This is a genomic window from Bacteroides sp. AM32-11AC (assembly GCF_003603515.1).
GTDB classification, from domain to species: Bacteria; Bacteroidota; Bacteroidia; order Bacteroidales; family Bacteroidaceae; genus Bacteroides; species Bacteroides uniformis.
Map to the genome: position 1 here is coordinate 30,444 of NZ_QTNH01000017.1, position 18,996 is coordinate 49,439.

The 18,996-nt window shown below is 45.7% G+C and carries 13 protein-coding genes; 4 read left to right on the plus strand and 9 right to left on the minus strand.

Annotated features, from left to right (window positions below):
• Window positions 1-38: 38 nt before the first annotated feature.
• From DW800_RS16685 to DW800_RS16720, 8 genes are all read right to left on the minus strand, one after another.
• Window positions 39-1,193: a DUF1735 and LamG domain-containing protein gene (locus DW800_RS16685; RefSeq protein ID WP_005828870.1), complete on the minus strand. Its 1,155-nt coding sequence runs from the start codon at window positions 1,191-1,193 to the stop codon at window positions 39-41.
• 9 nt (window positions 1,194-1,202) lie between these two features.
• Window positions 1,203-2,216: a glycoside hydrolase family 18 gene (locus DW800_RS16690; RefSeq protein WP_057282035.1), complete on the minus strand. Its 1,014-nt coding sequence runs from the start codon at window positions 2,214-2,216 to the stop codon at window positions 1,203-1,205.
• Between the two features lie 22 nt (window positions 2,217-2,238).
• Complete coding sequence (locus tag DW800_RS16695; protein WP_119958213.1) at window positions 2,239-3,828, minus strand: RagB/SusD family nutrient uptake outer membrane protein; 1,590 nt, start codon at window positions 3,826-3,828, stop codon at window positions 2,239-2,241.
• Window positions 3,829-3,839: 11 nt separating this feature from the next.
• A complete protein-coding gene (locus tag DW800_RS16700) occupies window positions 3,840-7,226 on the minus strand; it encodes a TonB-dependent receptor (RefSeq protein ID WP_119958214.1) in 3,387 nt (1,128 codons plus the stop codon).
• A 303-nt stretch (window positions 7,227-7,529) separates the two neighbouring features.
• Window positions 7,530-9,806 carry a GH92 family glycosyl hydrolase gene (locus tag DW800_RS16705; protein WP_119958215.1) on the minus strand — a complete coding sequence of 759 codons (2,277 nt, stop codon included), beginning with the start codon at window positions 9,804-9,806 and terminating at the stop codon, window positions 7,530-7,532.
• Between the two features lie 65 nt (window positions 9,807-9,871).
• On the minus strand, window positions 9,872-10,861 hold the full coding sequence (locus tag DW800_RS16710; protein ID WP_005835480.1) for a FecR family protein: 990 nt from the start codon (window positions 10,859-10,861) through the stop codon (window positions 9,872-9,874).
• Between the two features lie 11 nt (window positions 10,862-10,872).
• Window positions 10,873-11,466, minus strand: a complete 594-nt coding sequence (locus DW800_RS16715) for an RNA polymerase sigma-70 factor (protein WP_005828885.1) — start codon at window positions 11,464-11,466, stop codon at window positions 10,873-10,875.
• An 11-nt stretch (window positions 11,467-11,477) separates the two neighbouring features.
• Complete coding sequence (locus DW800_RS16720) at window positions 11,478-13,709, minus strand: GH92 family glycosyl hydrolase (RefSeq protein ID WP_016272631.1); 2,232 nt, start codon at window positions 13,707-13,709, stop codon at window positions 11,478-11,480.
• Window positions 13,710-13,882: 173 nt separating this feature from the next.
• Here DW800_RS16720 and DW800_RS16725 point away from each other — a divergent pair, with 173 nt between their 5' ends.
• The 4 genes from DW800_RS16725 (at window position 13,883) to serS (ending at window position 18,147) form a co-directional block, all read left to right on the plus strand.
• Window positions 13,883-15,895 (plus strand): HAD-IA family hydrolase, encoded by a 2,013-nt coding sequence (locus DW800_RS16725; protein ID WP_117703441.1) that lies wholly within the window; start codon window positions 13,883-13,885, stop codon window positions 15,893-15,895.
• Window positions 15,896-16,121: 226 nt separating this feature from the next.
• Window positions 16,122-16,439, plus strand: coding sequence for a 50S ribosomal protein L21 (gene rplU, locus DW800_RS16735; protein ID WP_005828892.1), 318 nt, complete (start codon window positions 16,122-16,124; stop codon window positions 16,437-16,439).
• A 22-nt stretch (window positions 16,440-16,461) separates the two neighbouring features.
• The gene (rpmA, locus tag DW800_RS16740) at window positions 16,462-16,731 is read left to right on the plus strand and encodes a 50S ribosomal protein L27 (protein WP_005828893.1); all 270 of its coding nucleotides are present in this window, start codon (window positions 16,462-16,464) and stop codon (window positions 16,729-16,731) included.
• A 141-nt stretch (window positions 16,732-16,872) separates the two neighbouring features.
• On the plus strand, window positions 16,873-18,147 hold the full coding sequence (gene serS / locus DW800_RS16745; RefSeq protein WP_117703442.1) for a serine--tRNA ligase: 1,275 nt from the start codon (window positions 16,873-16,875) through the stop codon (window positions 18,145-18,147).
• Between the two features lie 147 nt (window positions 18,148-18,294).
• On the opposite strand, the gene DW800_RS16750 is transcribed toward serS, so the two are convergent.
• Window positions 18,295-18,996, minus strand: a complete 702-nt coding sequence (locus DW800_RS16750) for a LytR/AlgR family response regulator transcription factor (protein ID WP_005828898.1) — start codon at window positions 18,994-18,996, stop codon at window positions 18,295-18,297.

Below are 18,996 nucleotides of genomic sequence, written 5' to 3' on the forward strand. Positions count from 1 at the left end.
AATCAATATCTTTTTATTTGAATTAAGGTATAACTAAATTATTTAGCGGGCAGTTCCACAGCAGTCCAAGTCAATGATTCCACTGCAGTAGCATTGTTCTCATTTCCGCTATAATCGTGAATGGCAGTACCGGCGCCCTCATCGAACTTCCAGTAAGAAACCAGTCCGTCAGCATCCGGCTCTACCTGGTAGAAGTGGTCCTTTGCATTGATTTCTGCTGATGTCAACACCTTGTTCCAGATACGCACCTCTGAGATATTACCTTCCAACCAACGGTCACGATTGTATGAATGGCCAATCCAGAATCCGTTACCTTCATCGGTCATGGTCTGGCCCCAGTTCACGACTCCGCAGTCCAAAGTAGTCTCCAGCATATTCTTACCATTGATGTAGATTATAACTGTTTTTGCATCCGCATCGTAGGTCACAGCGATATGTGTCCATTCGTTTGTCGGAATAACCAGACTCTCATCGGTCACATTGCCGCTACTTGTAGCCACCTGCAACTGGTTTTGAGGAATTCCGGCATCACCGATGCGGAGCAGGAACTTACCTTCGATCCCCATAATGGAAGTCAGCATCTTGTCAAACTTGCTTACACGAATCAACGCTTCTGCCGTCAGCTTATTCATATTATTGGCTACATCTGGATTGGTCCAAGTTACGTAAACCAGATTCTTGGTAATATCAGGAACCGTATTAATCAATGCGGCACCCTTCAGCACGTAGTACATGGTACCGGAGCTCTTCAAGACTCCGATGCTTGCCTGGTCTACCGTAACCGGCAATACATATACCTTCTCACGGTCCAGCTCCGTCAAGTTCTTGAAGCTGACAGTGATGTCGTCTGAAATGACAGCACCGGCCAAAATGGTAGCCTGCGGAGTTTCTACCGTATAATAGTTTTCCGGCAGAGCCTCGGCTGTGTCATAATAGGTAGCGTTATAAGTAGCTACCAGTGAAGGGTCCGCCTTCAAGGCAATAGTTATATCCTGCGATTCAGGACGGGCCATTGAAATCCGGAATGAACCTTCCGTATCGGAAACAGTGTTTTTCAACAACACAGTACTGGTCATCGCCGAGCCGTTGATATACACCTGATTATCGAAATTCTCAACGTCATTATCATTACAAGCAGCAAATACACCTGCCAATAATGCCATCGATACTAAATATATACTTTTCAGTTTCATGATATTCTTTTATTTTTTAGGAGCAGGATTCATAATATTGATAGCTTCTCTCACGTATTGATAGGTATTGGTAGCATTGTAATAATCATTCTGCATGTTCTCAATAGCCAGACCAGCTTTTGTAAACTCTGCAGACGGTTCTGTCACCCAATAAGCAGCTTCCGACAGAGCTCTCAAAGCATTGTAATATCCGGTAGTCTTATCTGTTGTATCCAGAGAGACGGTAGATGCCGATACAATGAAGCGGTCAGCCGGAACACCGTCTGCCATCAAGGCCTGAAGCGCTTCTATCCCCAGTTGGGCAACATCCGTGACATCATTTGTAATCAAGATGATATGGTCACAAGAAGAGAGCACAGACTGGCCTATCAGGTTGGCAGGATACCCCTGGAACACCAGTTGCTTACCTGAATTGGCACTCTTCCAGTTGGATATCACACCGAAGAAAGTATCCTGATTTGCCTTTGCTTCAGCCTTGTCGGCTTCGGACATGTAGATAGGATTGCTACCACGATACTCGGCTACAATACCGTCGAAAGGTGCTTCAAGAGCTATCAGTCTGTTCAGCTCAGCCGACAGATAAGCCGAGAATGCAGATGTTTCTGTTCCTTCTTTCACCTTGTCGGTATGTTCCTTCAAGATATTGTCATAGCTGATGGAATAGAATACTTTCGTTCCCTTCTCATGTACATTTGCAATATCTTCCAATTCGAATTCCGCCAAATCGGGAGTAGTTGCGATAATTACGTCCAGGCTGTCGGGAACATCCGACATGTGCTGCCCGCGGCTGAAAGGAACTTTCTCACTATTATCAAACCAGCCGTATACAATCTTATGGTCAGAATTCTTGTATTCCCGCAAGTTCTTCAGATACTTGGCATATAGTTCGGGAGACTGTTCGTCGATTCCGGGTTCTTTCAGTTTAATACTCTCTGAATCCGTCCAGTCAGAGCAGGCAGACAATGCCAATACGGAAAAAGCTGCCAGCGCGATTCCTTTGAATGATTTCTTATATAATTTCATAATTATTCAGCATTTATTGTTATTATTTGCGTGCCCACCATACGTCAGTAGCCATGTTGTCCGGTCCACCCAGATAGCTGTTTACTGCCTCTTGCACGTTTTCAGTATTACTTGTATATTCTTCAGAAGGATAAGGCATACGGCGTGCACCTTTCTCGCTATCAACAATTCCACCACTCAAGTTACCTTCACTGGTTGCAGGCAACAGTTTGGGATAGCCTGTACGGCGATAGTCAGCCCAAGCTTCGTTACCTAACGGCCAATTCGCAATCCACTTCTGGGTAATGATACGTTCCTGTTTTTCTTCCTTGGATGCCCCTTCATTCCACTTGACAGTAATGGCTGAAAGGTTCTTTTCATAAGTATTAAGACCGGCGGGATCTTTGTAAAGAGCAGGTACACTGCTTTCATCAGCCAGATAGCTGTCTACACCGGTAGCTCCCCACTGTTCGAAAGAGAGACGGACACCTTGTTCATAAAAATCAGCAGCGGTTCCTTTCATGTTGAAACCATAGATTGCAGTGGCTTCAGCACGCAAAAAAGCAACTTCTGCCGCATTCATCCAAAGCACGGGATCAGAAGAGGAAATCTTCACACGTGAATAATTGATGAAATACTCCTTCATCTTACTGAGGTTGATACCGCGACGTAATCCTACATAAGTCTCTCCAGGCCATTTTGATTCCTCAAAATAGCTGGCACGACGATTGTCGTTGTAACCGTTCATGTAGCAGATGATGTCGGCAGCAGGATGGGTATCACCACCTGAAGCTTCTTCATTGTAACGTACTGCCACAAACAACGGATTGCTAATTGTACCGAAATACTTCCATGTAGCATTGTCTGCATTTGTTTCAATCAGACCCAACTCGTGATTCACTGCACTTTCAGCCATTTCTTTAGCCTTAGCAGGGCTTACATTGGCAATACGGATAGCCAAACGCAGTTTCAATGAATTGGCAAACTTCACCCACTTCTGTACATTACCACTGTACACGAAATCTGCAGAAGCAACCAACGCCGCATTTCTGTTTTCAGTCAGCACCTCGATGGATTCGTCCAGTTCCTTGAAGAATGCGTTATATACTTCTTCCTGCGTATCATAAGGAATGGTAATCTTGCCATCCTGACCGATTTTAGAATAAGGAATAGGACCATACGCATCAGTCACGCGACTCATGGCAGCAACCTTTATGATTTGAGCAATGGCATAAGGAACCGGATTATTGGTATTCTCCGATACTTGTTTCACTGTGCTCAAGTTACCGTAAAGTGTTGAAATGATACGGTCACTTATCAAGAATACACGCGTCCAGTCATTTGTAGCGTTAAAATTGGATATTGTATTGGACCAGCCGGCATTTGAATCGGCAAAATAACCTCCCAACGGTCCACCCAACAAACAATCAGTAAACTGTGCCGTATTGACATCTGATGAGATAACCGTACTTGCCAAGTTACTCATGGCAGAACCCAGTGCATAATCATCCGGAGTCAAATCACCCGGTTGATAAGGATTGGAGTTGATATCCATATAATTGCCGGTGCAGGACATAAAGCCCATAACCAACGGAGCAACAATCAATTTATTTATTATATTTCTCTTTTTCATATCGTTTGGTATTAAAATTTAAAGCTCAAGCTAAAGCCGATGTTACGCAAAGCCGGCATCATGAAATAGTCGATTCCCTGATAGAAGTTATCGGTAGAAGCTACACTTTCGGGGTCGAAAGGAGCCTTGCTGTAAATCATCCACAAGTTGCGGCCTACCAACGAAACCTTGATATCGCACACATCATTCAACAACTTTCTGGGGATGGTGTAACCCAAAGACACTTCCTGCAAACGAACATTGGTAGCAGAATAAGTATAGTATTGGGGAACAGACGTACCGCTACCTACTACACCGTACCATGTTTCGGGGCTTACCTTATCTCTACCATTCACCAGCACGTAGCCTAAATCGCGTGCATCGGCAGATGCCTTAGACACACCGTAGTAGTCCAACATAGCTTGTGTACGTGAGTAAACCACACCACCCAAACGGGCTGAAATCAAGAAACCTGCTGTAAAATTCTTCCAAATGAAGTTATTACGCCATGCCAAATTACCTTTAGGAAGTACGCTTCCCAACTTGATATATTTATCCGGGTCCGTTATGGCTTCCGTAGCAACCGTTCCATTTTGGTCCACAAAAATCTGTCCGTTGGCATCACGTTTCATATCTCGCAGGGAGTAAAGGTCACCCATGCTCCCACCCTCTTTCAGCAAGAAGCGGGCATCACCTAAACCACCCATGTTCAACGTGCTCAAAGAGAACAGCTCACCGGTAACGGGATTGATGGCATTGTCTGCCAAAGTCAGGATTTTATTCTTGTTACTGGAGAAGGTTATACCGGTATCCCATGTAAAATCTTTCCAGGTATTCTTGTAATTCAGCGACAACTCAATACCGGAGTTACGTACGGCACCAGTCTGGATATACATAGCCGACCAACCGCTGACAGGCAACTGCGGGTTGAATGTCTGGTTCATAGTCTTGGCATTGTAATATGTCACGTCCAATTCAAAGTTCTTGAGGAAACGCATGTTCAAACCGATTTCCCAAGAATTGGTACGTTCAGGTTTCAAATTGTACAACGGATATTGGGTCGTGATACTCCACTGGCCGGAACTTGAATTCCATTCATAGTGGGGATTAGCCAAATATCTGGAGAAAGCACTACCAACAGATGCCCATGAACCACGAACCTTTATAAAAGAAAGATAATCTTTGTTCAAGTTAGGCATTAGCTCAGACAGTACAACAGAACCACCGACTGAAGGATAGAAGAATGATTTGCTGTTGGAGTTGGGACCTGCCAGCTGTGAAGGCCAGTCGTTACGTCCGGTCAGCGTCAAGAAGTAAGTGTTCTTGTAACCAAGCTCAGCCGAAGCGAAGAGAGACTGGGTCTGTTCACGCCATCCTTCCTGCAAACGCTGTGTCTTGCTGGCACTCAGGTTCTGGATGGCAAAGTAGTTGGTCAAACCTACCGGTTCGCCGCTGAAGGCATCGCCACCATCAGCAATCGGACCACGTGTTTTCATTGCATCCGAACGTATATCGGAGAATGAACCACCGACGTTGGCCTGGAGTGACCAATCTTCACCGAAATATTTGTTGATACTCACCAGGAAGTCTGCATACAACTGTTTGTCCTGCGTCTTGGTAATACCATAAAGACCTCGTGAAGAGCTCTCGGTGAGCTGTGTATTGGTAGAAGCATAGAACTTTTCTGTATAATCATTGTTGGAGTTATCCAAACGTACACGTCCTGAAACAGTCAGCCAGTCCAGAATCTTATAGCTCAAACCGGCATTCAGCATATAGCGGTCCTTCTTGTTCTGGCGCAGATTGCGGTAGTTAATCCAATAAGGATTCTGCATTACCATACCTTCGTCACCTACCGGCCAGTATTGCGTATAAATTTTACGGGCAGCGTCATAGCGCTCATACATGCTGATATCAGACCAGTCGTTGCTGCGCGGGAACAAATAAGCACCCACCAACGGGTTGTTGTAAGTACCCTGGTTCGTCATGTTCTGGTCATTCTGCAGAATATAGCTTGCACCGAAATCCAGAGTCATCTTGTCGTCCAGGAAAGTAGTGGTGTTACGTACCGTAAAGTTGTAACGGTTGTATTTGTTGTTGGGAACAATACCCTTGGAGTTTACAGCAGCAGCCGATGCATACGTCTGGTTTTTCTCTGTACCGGTTGACAAAGAAATGCTCTCTGTTCCTACAATACCCGTCTGGAAATAATCATCTCTCGGGCTGTAATTGTAGTTATTGGCTGCAGACAAAGGCGCTCCCCAGCTCATGGCTCCTGAAGTGCTCATCACACCACCGGTTCCCGTACCGTAACGGTTTTGGAAGCTCGGCATCACAAACGGATTGGTGAATTCAGTATTACTGCTGACAGTAAGGCTCACCTTACCTTCTTTACCTTTCTTTGTAGTAATGACAATGGCACCGTTGGCAGCTTCCGAACCATACAAGGCAGCAGCGGCGGCACCAGTCAGGACTGACATTGACTCGATGTCTTCCGGGTTGATATCGGCAATCGGTTCTGAAGATCCCTGGGAGTCGAACTCCTTACCTCCGGCAGTACCACGTCCGGAGAAAATAGGCACACCGTCAATAACATAAAGTGCATTGGAAGACTGCATGATGGATTTCGTACCACGCATCACTACCTTTGATACGCCACCCACACCGGATGAAGAAGCATTGATGTTCACACCCGCTACCTTGCCACTCAATGAATTTACAAAGTTGGCGTCTTTATTGGAAGTAATGGCATCCGTATTCACCTGCTGTACATTGTAGGACAATGCCTTTTCCGATCGCTTGATACCGAGGGCAGTGACCACCACTTCTTCAATCATCTGCGTGTCATTCTGCATCAGTACATTAATGGAAGCTGAACCGGTCGCCGAAATTTCCTGCGACTTATAACCGATATAAGAGAATACAAGTACCGGATTCGCTTCTGTAGTGGTCAACGTAAAGTTACCGTCCAGGTCTGTAATACAACCATTGCTGGTACCTTTTACCAATACGTTCACACCAATCAGAGGCCCCATATCATCTGATACGACTCCGGTAATAGTCCGCTCTTTCCCCTGTTGCTTACCTTCTTGTGAAGTAGCGGTCTTTTCTGAAAGATAAACGATGTTGTCCTCCACTTTATACGAAATGTTCTTCCCCTTGAGAATAACATTCAAAGCATCTTCAATGGATACATTGTTCACTTTAACGTTTTCTACTGACAGCGCAGCCAGCTTGTCGTCATAAAAAAATTGATACTTGGATTGAGACTTGATTTGTTCAATGACTGTCCCCAATGTACCGCGAGACACATTCAGGTTTAACTGGGCAAAGCCCCACTCGATAGAAACTGCCATGAACAACAAAACTAATAAAGCCCGCATGAACGTCGAACTCCGAAAAGCATAATTGTCTTTCATAAACACAATTTATAGGTTATACAATAAATTACTTCGAGAGATTCATTCTCTCGCATTCCTATATAAAACAACAGACAATGAAAATACACTTACTGAAAAAGTATCTTTTTTATCATTAATCCTAAAAAAAAGAGTTACCCCGAAAATAAGTTGATATATCATTTTGCTCAATATTACTAACGAAGTAAATAATTATTTCCACCTGATTCAAGAAAAACACCTATAATACAGATAGTAAATAACAAAATGATATATCAACTTATTTTCGAGGCAACCCTTTTCTTACTATATTATTACTATTCTTTACTTCTTCAGTTCATTCGAGAAAGAATAAGGATAATCTTCCGGCTGCGTACCTCTCTTCATATTAGGCTGGCTGCCCATATCAAACCTCAAGGTACCGCCATTCAGCAAATCGCCATGCGTCAGATAATTCCTGGAATAATCCACGCCGTTCACCTTGAGAGACTCGATATACATGTTCTCCGGTGAGTTATCCGGAGCGTCAATTGTCAGGGACTTACCGTTCTCGAAATGGAGGGTAGCCTTACGGAACAGAGGGGCGCCCAATACATACTCGTCCGTACCAGGGCAAACCGGATAGAAACCAAGTGCAGAGAAGACATACCACGCGGAAGTCTGACCGTTGTCCTCGTCACCGCAATAACCGTCGGGACCGGCAGTATACATGCGGTTCATTACCTGACGAAGCCAATATTGGGCCTTCCAAGGTTCCCCGACGTAGTTATAAAGGTAAATCATGTGCTGGATGGGCTGGTTGCCATGGGCATAGTTACCCATATTCATCACTGTCATCTCACGGATTTCATGGATTACCTGGCCGTAGTAGCTGTCATCGAACAAGGGCGGGACAATAAATACAGAGTCAAGCATCTCTACGAAAGACTCTTTTCCACCCATCAGGTCTATCAGACCTTGAGGGTCGTGGAATACAGACCAGGAATAGTGCCAGCTGTTACCTTCAGTAAAGGCGTCACCCCACTTCAAAGGAGAGAAAGGAGACTGGAACTGGCCGTCTTGATTACGACCACGCATCAGCTTGCTTTCCTTATCAAATACATTCCTATAGTTCATGGCACGTTCCGCAAAGAGTTTCTGCTCCTTCTTCGGACGGTTCAGTTCTTTTGCCATGCGGTAGATGCACCAGTCATTATAAGCATACTCCAAAGTACGGGCAGTGTTCTCGTTGATTTTCACATCGTAGGGAACATAACCAAGCTTGTTGTAATACTCATAGCCGAGGCGACCCGTAGAAGAGACCTCGGGATGGACATTCTTTGTACCGTTGATGAGACCTTCGTACAACGTCTGCACATCCTCCACCTTCACACCTTTCAGATAGGCATCTGCCAGTACGGAAGCAGAGTTGTTGCCAATCATACAGCCACGGTGACCCGGACTTGCCCATTCGGGGAAGAAACCGCTTTCCTTATAGGTGTTGACAAGACCTTCCTGAATCTGCCTGTTCACCGACGGATACATCAGGTTGAGGAATGGGAAAAGACAGCGGAAAGTGTCCCAGAAACCGGTATCCGTATACATATAGCCGGGCAACACTTGCCCATTGTAGGGACTGTAATGAATCGGATTTCCCGCCTCATCCAGTTCATAGAATGCACGCGGGAACAACAAGGAACGATACAAACATGAGTAGAAAGTACGGTACTGGTCAAGGGTTCCGCCTTCCACATCAATACGGCCCAGCACCTTGTTCCAGGCATCCTGACCTTTCTGAACCAGTGTTTCCAAATTGTCATTGCCAAGCTCCTTCAAGTTACGGTCAGCCTGCTCAAAACCGATGAAAGAAGAGGCTACACGGGCATGTACCACTTCACCCTTACGGGTTTTGAAACCGATAACAGCACCGGCATGTCCGGCTTCCTGCTCAACCTTATTCTCGGTCAAGACGCCATCGGCTACAGACGCCTTATAAGTAAAAGGCTTGTCGAACTCTATCACGAAATAGTTCTTGAAGTTCTCGGGAACACCGCCGCTGTTACGGGTAGTATAACCGATAATACGATTCTGTTCCGGAAGTATCTTCACATAAGAGCCCTTGTCAAAGGCATCGACAACAATGTATGAATGATCATTTTCAGGGAAAGTGAAACGGAACAATACGGCACGGTCGGTAGGGGTGAACTCGGTAACCACATCGTGTTCGGCAAGATATACCTTATAATAATGAGGAAGTGCTACTTCGCCCTTGTGGGAGAACCAGCTTGCACGCTTCTCTTCATCAAACTCGGGTTTGCCAACCACCGGCATAATGGAGAACTGCCCGTAGTCGTTAATCCAGGGACTGGGCTGGTGTGTCTGCTTGAAACCACGGATCTTGTTCGCGGTATAGACGTATTGCCAGCCGTCACCCATCTTACCTGTCTGAGGAGTCCAGAAGTTCATACCCCAGGGACGTGCGATCGCAGGATAGGTATTACCGGTGGAAAGCTCGAAAGTAGACTGCGTGCCGACAAGAGGACTGACATACCGGGTAAAGTCTTTGGCATGCAGCCATAAAGCACTGCTCACAAAAAAAAACAATAGGATTAATTTTCGCATAATATTAGAAAGTTGTTAGTATTAAATAAATTCTTCTCGTCATATCTCGAATTTGTGCGGCCTTCCTACTTCATTGAGGAGAGGAAAACACTGTTCCCCACAATTTTATACTCCAATGGAATGGCATTCTTTATCAGATTCAGCACAGCCCCTACACTCTCTTTTTTCTTCAGTGTACCCGAGTAAGTCTTGCTTACATCTATGTTCGGTGCCAGAATTACCCTCACCCCATACGAATTCTCCAATGTACGCGCAATGGTGTATAGGTCAGCCTTCTCAAAGACAAACTCATTATTGTGCCAGTTTTCGATTCCCGTATCCACCTGCTTCACCACCAGACGCCTAGTCATTCCGTTCAGCTCGGCTTTCTGTCCGGGGGCAAGGATAATCATACCCTCGCCATGATTACCTTTCACCTCTACTTCGCCTTTCAAAAGGGTAGCTACTGCAGACATCTTAGCCTTGTCAGACTTGAGGTTGAAAACAGTTCCCAATACTCTGACCTGCATGACCTCACTCTGTACGACAAACGGTTTTTCCGGATTCCTCATCACCTCAAAATATCCTTCTCCTTCCAGATAAACCTTTCTTCCCTTCCCTGCAAACTCATGTGGATATTTCAGGGTAGTGTTTTTATTCAGCCAGACTTTGGTTCCATCCGGCAGTTTCAGTTCCTTAATCTTATCATGAGTGGTGACAGCCAGTAATGTTTCCGGCTGGCTATAAGTCTGATAAAAAAGATAGCCGAAAGTACCCAAAAGGAAGAAGCCCACAAATACGGCCGCATACCGTATCCACCCAACCATCCTCCGTACCTTGTATTGTTTCGTCTTCTCTTGTTCCAGCCTTTTAAACAATCGCTTTTCGGCCTTTTCTATGTCTTGTGTATTCGAAGTATCCCCCAGTCTCCCCAAGTGGTAAATCTCCTCCAGCCTGAACAATTCGCGTGCATTCTCACCCGACTCTTCCAGCCAGGCGTTCACCTCACGAAGTTCATCTTCCGTACATTCACCCATAAGGAACTTGGCCAATATCTCCTCATTCAACTTATTCATTCTTTCCTTCATTATGATAATAAAACAACGCTGCTCGCAAAAACACTTACTTTCCCGATGAAAAACAGAGCCAACATCAGGTTCAGATACCCCAGTTTATCACGCAGCAACTTCAAAGCTTTGTACATGTGGGCCTCCACCGTACGCAATGACACTCCCATTGTATCAGCTATCTCCTTATTCTTCATATCATGCAGATAGCTGAGTTTGAATACCATCCGGCACTTGTCCGGCAATTCATTGATGGCATCGGACAGCTTCCTCCTGAGTTCGGCATCCTCTATCCGTTTCACCACATCATTGCTGTCAGGTTGATAGAACTCAACCCTCTTTTTATGGATTTCGAGCATGACAGCCTCATAGCCACTCACAATGTCCCGATGCTTCAGAACGTTCAAGGCACGGGTATACACCGCCCTATACAGAAAAGCCTGAATCTGCTCTCCCACCTTCATGGTATCTTTCCGCTTCCACAGCTCCACGAAAACATCCTGTACCACATCTTCCGCATCTTCTTCCCCCACAATGCGTGTGGCATAGAACAGCAGGTTGGTATAATACCTGCGGAAAAGGGATTTATATGTCAAGTCGAAATGTTCATTCATATGTTAGCCGGTTATCGGGGACTGTACCATGCCTGACCTGGCTTATCCCCCATTTCAAATTCGAAAACACTTCCATCCATTATCTGTTCATGCGTAATATAACTTTTGTCATAGTTCTTACCGTTGAGTTTGACAGATTGAATGTAGCAATTTTCCTTGCTCACCGCCGGCGCCAGTACCGTAAAGGTCTTTCCACCGGGCAGGTGCATCTTCATTTCCGGATATAGGGGGGTACCGATTTCATATTTTCCACCAACCGGGTCTACCGGATAAAAGCCCATCGCACTGAACACATACCAGGCGGACATCTGTCCGCAATCCTCGTTGCCGCACAAACCGGCAGGAGTGTTCAGGTAGAGTTCACGCATCACCCGGGCTGCATATTTCTGGGTTTTCCAAGGTTGATCCACAGCATTGAACAGATAGATGACGTGATGGCTAGGCTCATTTCCATGCGCATACTGGCCAATCATCCCGGTGCTGAAAATAGGCAACTCATCATCTGCAGAAGGATTGTAAGTAAACATACTGTCCAGCTTCTGGGCAAACCGTTCCTTACCTCCGGTCAAAACTATCAAACCGTCAATATCCTGCTGCACAGACCAGAAGTATTGCCAGCCGTTGCTCTCGCAGATGTGCGGAGTATAGTCGTCCGGCGAGAAGTTCCGGATAAACTCTCCCTTGTCATCACGGGGCTGCATGAAAGAACTTACCGGATTGTAGACATTCCGGTAATTACGGGAACGCTTATAAAACTCGTCCGCAACCTCCTTATCGCCCAGCTTCTCTGCCATACGGGCTATACAATAGTCATCATATGCATATTCCAGTGTTTTAGAAAGTGACCAGTTTTCCGAATTATACTGATCTGTCACATTATAAGGAACATAGCCATATTTCTTATATAACCCAATGCCACGATAGGAATCGATATTGGCAGTAGCTACACAAGCCTCCAAGGCCTTTTTCGCATCGAAGTCCCCAATACCTTTCAGATAGGCATCTACAATAACCGGCACAGAGTGGTAACCTATCATCATATCTGTCTCGCCCCCCTGAAAATTCCATACGGGAAGGCGGCCGTTCTGTTCGAAGAAGGCGAGGAAGGACTTCACCATATCATTCACCCGTTCCGGCTCAATAAAAGTATAGAGAGGATGAGCCGCACGGTAAGTGTCCCACAAGGAGAAAGTACTGTAATTTGTCCAGCCCTCTACCCGGTGCACTTGCTTGTCGGGACCGTAATAGGCGCCGTCCACATCACTGTAAATGGTAGGAGCAATCATCGAATGATATAAAGCTGTATAGAACTTGACTTTCTCATCGCGGTCATCGCATTTTATTTCTATCCGGGACAATTGTTCGTTCCAATCATCCTGCACAGCAGCCAGGTATTTGTCGAAATCATCATCAGGTACTTCTGCTGCTAGATTACGTGCCGCCCCTTCCATACTTACACCGGAGATGGCAGTACTGACAAGAATCTGTTCTCCTTCCTTAGTCTGAAAGTCGAATCGTGCAATGACAGATGTCCCTATCCGCTTGCCTTCTTTCTCTATGGCAGCTGTATCGAGCTGCATCGCAGCAAACGGTTTGGAGAAACGTGTACGGAAGTAGAGGCGCTGGTCGCGTGCCCAACCGTCAGAGTAACGGTAACCTTGCACCGTTACCGAATCGACGGCTTCTATGTGAGAATCATTGGTAAAATCCCAATTCATGGCTTTCCGCAAATTCAGGAAAACGGCAGCATCGGCTTTTGGGAAAGTATACCGCTGAATGCCACAACGCTCGGTGGCCGTCAACTCTACATTTATATTATAATCTTTCAGACGCACCTGATAATATCCAGCGCTTGCCGACTCTTCCGAATGAGAGAACAAAGAGTGAATGCCGAGCGGAGCTTCCGCCTCCTTATAAGGCAATGTCACCGGCATAAAAGAGATGTCATACAAGTCACCAGCGCCGGTTCCGGAGAGATGGGTATGGCTGAAGCCTGCAATGGTACTGTCCGGATAAAAATATCCGGAAATACGGTCCCAGCCCGGCAGTCCGTTGTCAGGACTGAGCTGCACCATGCCAAACGGCGCCTGGGCACCCGGATAGGTGTTTCCAGTAAAATCTGTACCGATAAAGGGATTCACAAACTCTGTATAAGACACACTCTTCACATCCGACACCTGCGAGGTGCATGCCAGAAAGGATGAAAAGACCACAAACAAACAACAAGATTTTATCAAATTCATAACATTATAGGGTTAACGTGTATAGTATAACAACCTAACCGGATAAAACACTTACACATCTTGTCACTTTTCTACAGAATTCATGCAAACAAAAGTAATACAAAATTCCGATTAATCCTCTTTTTTATTTTGTAAAAATATACTTTACACTATCTTTGTCACAAAAAGTCACAATGAATTACACGACCTATCTTTTCGACTTTGATTATACGCTTGCTGATTCTTCCCGCGGAATCGTCACTTGTTTCCACAACGTACTGACCCGTCACGGATATACAGAGGTGACGGATGACGACATCAAACGTACTATCGGCAAGACTCTGGAAGACTCTTTTTCCATCCTCACCGGCGTGACAGATGCCGGACAACTGGCAGGATTCAAGGCAGAATACCGAAAAGAGGCCGATACGCATATGACTGTCAACACGGTGCTTTTCCTGGAAACCAAGTCCGTACTGACTGCACTGAAGGACTCCGGCGCCCGCATCGGAATCATCTCGACCAAATACCGATTCCGCATCAAGGAACTCCTCGACCAGCATTTTCCTGAAGATTTTATGGACATCATCGTGGGTGGTGAAGACGTGAAAGCCGCCAAGCCATCTCCCGAAGGGCTACTCCTTGCCATTAAGCGGCTACATGTCAGCAAAGCCGAGACCCTCTATATAGGCGACAGCACGGTAGATGCGGAAACAGCCCAAGCGGCCGGAGTAGACTTTGCTGGAGTCACCCACGGAGTAACCACTGCCAAAGAATTGGAGAAGTACCCACACCGGAAAATAATGAACACCTTGGAAGAACTGCTGGCAGTTCAGGAGGAGCATCCTTCCATATTCAAGATTGAAAATCCCATCCGGCCGGAAAATGCGCATGCCACTTCTCCCCGGAAACAGAAAAGGATAAGCGTCTGGCAAATCCTCCTTCTAGTGACACTCTTCTGGCTGGCTATTGAAGAGCTGGACATGACCGACGACAGCAACTTCTTCCCGGTTGTTTTCATACTGACATTGTGGGGTATCCTCCAAAAAAGAAGGATACTACCCAACAAAGCAAGAACTTTCATCGACTCATGGTGGCACCCCTGCGCAGTACGCTTACGCGCATTTCACATCAAGCTGATACAAGGGAGAAAAACTCCTCCCGCTGGCAACGAAACCTGCACCTGTCTGAATTGTGGCACCACCTATACCGGCAACTACTGTAACCGTTGCGGACAAAGCCGTAACACTCCACGCTATCGGTTGAGTAACGCGCTTAAAAACATTGCCGGAGGCTTCTTCAATATAGATAATGGCTTTGGACGTACCCTTCTGGAACTCCTCTACCGTCCGGGGTACATGATTAGAGACTTCATCGGTGGTAAGCGTGTAGAGTATTTTCGCCCGTTCCAGACACTCTTCATTCTTGCAGCCCTTTATATCATGGCTGTGCAACTGGTAGACCCGGAAGCCCTAAGCAAAAAAGAAAAGACGGAAAAGACAGAGCAGACAGACAAAGAAGAAATCATTGCCGCTAAAGAGAAGCTTACCAAAAAGATGGAGAAAACCTATAGCAAAGAGGAAAAGCGAGCCCTCGCCATCACTATAAAAAGCCTGGAGAAAAGCTTGAACAAACTGGAAGAGAAGAACGACTCCACTTCTGCCACACAGGTGTCCGAACAGAACAGCGATGATGGCGACCTCATCGATGAATTTGTAAACGACACCTCGGAAGTGGGAGACAGACTGGAAAAAGTCTTACAGAACTCTCCTTTCCTAATGAAAGTATGGAATCTGATGAAGAGCTGGGGACACGGAAACAAGGCATTCCGCATCATTGCCACACTGCCTTTGTTTGCACTTGCCACCCAACTTGCCTTCCGACGCCGGAAATATAAGTTAAACTACAATACCACGGAGCATGTGTTCATACAAGCCTACATAGCTTGCCAGATACTCCTGCTGAGCATCATCGTGCTGCCTTTCAACGGGTACGCAAAGGTAGACGATTTGTATGAGCTGCCTTTATGGCTTATTTTCGTCCTATTCTGTTGGGATTACAAACAATTGTACCGCTGCACCTGGTGGAGAAGCTTTTGGCGCACTATCCTCATGCTGACTTACAGTCTTGTGCTACTCGTCATATTCGCGTGTCTTGTAATGGCGCTGATGCTGGCCGGTATCTATGTTCTGAAATTCATTTTGTAACAGAAACCATCCCTACACGGACTGTTTCTCCTTGATGAAACAGTTTTTCTCCAATAATCTAAAAGTACAATCTGCATTAAAAGAACAAAAAAGCAAAAGAACATTTGTCCATTTAGAATAAAAAGAGTACTTTTGTGCCCGATTATTCCGCACCGGGTTCGACCAAGTGCTTTCTAAGTGATTAGAGACCACCCGACGGAGCTAACTTATACATTATATATAAGAAATGTACGCAATTGTAGAAATCAACGGTCAGCAATTCAAAGCAGAAGCTGGCAAAAAGCTGTTTGTACACCACATCCAGAATGCAGAAAACGGTGCAACAGTAGAGTTTGACAAGGTTCTTTTGGTAGACAAAGACGGCAACATCACCGTAGGTGCTCCCACAGTAGAGGGTGCAAAGGTTGTTTGCCAGGTCGTATCAAACATGGTAAAAGGCGATAAAGTTCTTGTTTTCCACAAGAAAAGAAGAAAAGGTTATCGTAAGTTGAACGGTCACCGTCAACAATTCACAGAGTTAACAATTACAGAAGTAGTAGCTTAATCAATTAAAACAGTAAGAAGAAATGGCACATAAAAAAGGTGTCGGTAGTTCTAAGAACGGCCGCGAATCACAGAGCAAGAGATTAGGCGTTAAGATATTTGGTGGCGAAGCTTGCAAAGCAGGTAACATCATCGTTCGTCAAAGAGGTACTGAATTCCACCCGGGTAATAACATCGGTATGGGAAAAGACCACACTCTTTTCGCTTTAGTAGACGGAACTGTACAATTCAAAGTGGGCAAGGAAGACAGACGTTCAGTTTCTGTTATCCCTGCAGAAAATGCAGAAGCATAAGTTTCCGAACAAGAAATAAGGAAAAGGGATGCAATCCGAATAGGTTGCATCCCTTTCTTTTATGTCAAAAGCAACACTTTATTTGTTTTTTCCATATCTTTGCACTCACAAAACCGAATAACATAAAAACAAGTATAAGATATGCTTACCATCAAACAAATTACAGAAAACACCGACGCGGTTCTCCGCGGACTGGAAAAGAAGCACTTCAAGAATGCAAAAGAAACCATTGCACAAGTGCTGGACTTCAATGACAAAAGAAAAGCCAATCAAACCATCCTAGATAAAAACCTGGCAGAAGCCAACTCACTCTCCAAATCCATCGGACAACTGATGAAGGAGGGCAAGAAAGAAGAAGCAGAAGCCGCCAAAAGCCGCGTGGCCGAGCTGAAAGAAGTCAACAAGGACTTGCAAGCCAATATGGACCAGGCTGCCAACGATTTGCAGACTTTGCTTTATACCATCCCCAACGTTCCCTACGACAGCGTGCCTGAAGGCGTAGATGCCGACGACAATGTAGTAGAGAAAATAGGTGGTATGGAAACCGAGCTGCCCAAAGACGCCCTGCCCCACTGGGAACTGGCCAAGAAATATGACTTGATAGACTTTGACCTGGGTGTCAAGATTACCGGTGCCGGCTTCCCCGTATACAAAGGCAAAGGCGCACAACTGCAACGCGCACTCATCAACTTCTTCCTGGACGAAGCACGCAAATCCGGCTATACGGAAATAATGCCGCCCACAGTGGTGAACGCCGCTTCCGGCTACGGCACGGGACAGCTGCCTGACAAGGAAGGGCAAATGTATCATTGCGAAGTGGACGACCTCTACTTGATTCCTACCGCCGAAGTCCCCGTAACCAACATCTACCGTGATGTGATTCTGGACGAAAAGCAGTTGCCCATCAAGAACTGTGCATACACACAATGTTTCCGCCGTGAAGCCGGTTCATACGGGAAAGACGTACGTGGCTTGAACCGCCTGCACGAATTCTCCAAAGTGGAACTGGTACGCATCGACAAACCGGAACACAGCAAACAATCCCACCAGGAGATGTTGGACCACGTAGAAGGTTTGCTTCAAAAGCTGGAACTCCCCTACCGCATCCTGCGCCTTTGCGGTGGCGATATGAGCTTCACGGCTGCCCTCTGTTTTGACTTTGAGGTGTATTCCGAAGCACAGAAACGCTGGCTGGAAGTAAGTTCCGTCTCTAATTTTGACACTTATCAAGCCAACCGTCTGAAATGCCGCTACCGTACGGCAGAAAAGAAAACAGAGCTTTGCCATACGCTGAACGGTTCCGCACTCGCTCTGCCACGCATCGTTGCCGCCTTGCTGGAAAACAACCAGACTCCAGAAGGAATCCGCATACCAAAGGCATTGGTTCCGTATACGGGATTTGAAATAATAGACTAAGGCCATAATAGTCACGTGCAGCAATACGCCTTTGACACTTTCTTTCGGGCACGAATTACATGAATTTCACAGTTGCGGTTAGCAAAAAACGTGAAATCCATGTAATTCGTGCCCGGAGTTTTATCATGACAAGCTTCTCCTGCGCAACTACAAAGTATTCTTCAAAATACGTGCAAACACCTCCTCGCGGAAATTACGTGCCACCGGAACAGTATGCCTCCCAACTATAATCCGATTGCCATCTATCATCTCAATCTTTTCCAAATTTATCAGATATGATTTATGGACTTGCTGAAATACTCCACCAGGAAGAGCCTCTATCATACGCTTCATGGTAGAACGTACAAGCAGCTTTGTGCTTTCCGTATAAATACAGACGTAATTTTCCAGCCCCTCCACCACCAGAATATCCTTAAACAACACCTTATGCATCTGACGGTCTGAACGGACAAATATAAAATTATTAGCTTCATCCGGCCATTTCTCCTGCTGCAAAAGACCATGTACTTTATTCACCGCTTTCAGGAACCGGTCAAACGAAATCGGTTTCAACAGATAGTCCGTAACATCAAGTTCATAACCTTTCAATGCATACTGCTCATAAGCGGAAGTGATAATCACATGAGGCGGATGGGCAAGAGATGCCAAGAGTTCAAGCCCCGAAAGATAAGGCATTTCAATATCCAGAAACAACAAGTCCGGCTGCTCAGTCTGCAAAAGAGTGTTCAACTGCATAGTATCTTCACATACACCCATTAAAGAAAGGAAATCCACCTTTTCCACATAGCGTTGCAATCCTTCACATGCAGTAGGCTCGTCATCGGTTATTACACATTTTACCTGTTTCAT

Bases quoted from the DNA above. Each gene is read 5' to 3' on its own strand.
- DW800_RS16685 (WP_005828870.1), bottom strand. From the start codon at position 1,193: ATGAAACTGAAAAGTATATATTTAGTATCGATGGCATTATTGGCAGGT.
- DW800_RS16690 (WP_057282035.1), bottom strand. From the start codon at position 2,216: ATGAAATTATATAAGAAATCATTCAAAGGAATCGCGCTGGCAGCTTTT.
- DW800_RS16695 (WP_119958213.1), bottom strand. From the start codon at position 3,828: ATGAAAAAGAGAAATATAATAAATAAATTGATTGTTGCTCCGTTGGTT.
- DW800_RS16700 (WP_119958214.1), bottom strand. From the start codon at position 7,226: ATGAAAGACAATTATGCTTTTCGGAGTTCGACGTTCATGCGGGCTTTA.
- DW800_RS16705 (WP_119958215.1), bottom strand. From the start codon at position 9,806: ATGCGAAAATTAATCCTATTGTTTTTTTTTGTGAGCAGTGCTTTATGG.
- DW800_RS16710 (WP_005835480.1), bottom strand. From the start codon at position 10,861: ATGAATAAGTTGAATGAGGAGATATTGGCCAAGTTCCTTATGGGTGAA.
- DW800_RS16715 (WP_005828885.1), bottom strand. From the start codon at position 11,466: ATGAATGAACATTTCGACTTGACATATAAATCCCTTTTCCGCAGGTAT.
- DW800_RS16720 (WP_016272631.1), bottom strand. From the start codon at position 13,709: ATGAATTTGATAAAATCTTGTTGTTTGTTTGTGGTCTTTTCATCCTTT.
- DW800_RS16725 (WP_117703441.1), top strand. From the start codon at position 13,883: ATGAATTACACGACCTATCTTTTCGACTTTGATTATACGCTTGCTGAT.
- rplU (WP_005828892.1), top strand. From the start codon at position 16,122: ATGTACGCAATTGTAGAAATCAACGGTCAGCAATTCAAAGCAGAAGCT.
- rpmA (WP_005828893.1), top strand. From the start codon at position 16,462: ATGGCACATAAAAAAGGTGTCGGTAGTTCTAAGAACGGCCGCGAATCA.
- serS (WP_117703442.1), top strand. From the start codon at position 16,873: ATGCTTACCATCAAACAAATTACAGAAAACACCGACGCGGTTCTCCGC.
- DW800_RS16750 (WP_005828898.1), bottom strand. From the start codon at position 18,996: ATGAAACAGGTAAAATGTGTAATAACCGATGACGAGCCTACTGCATGT.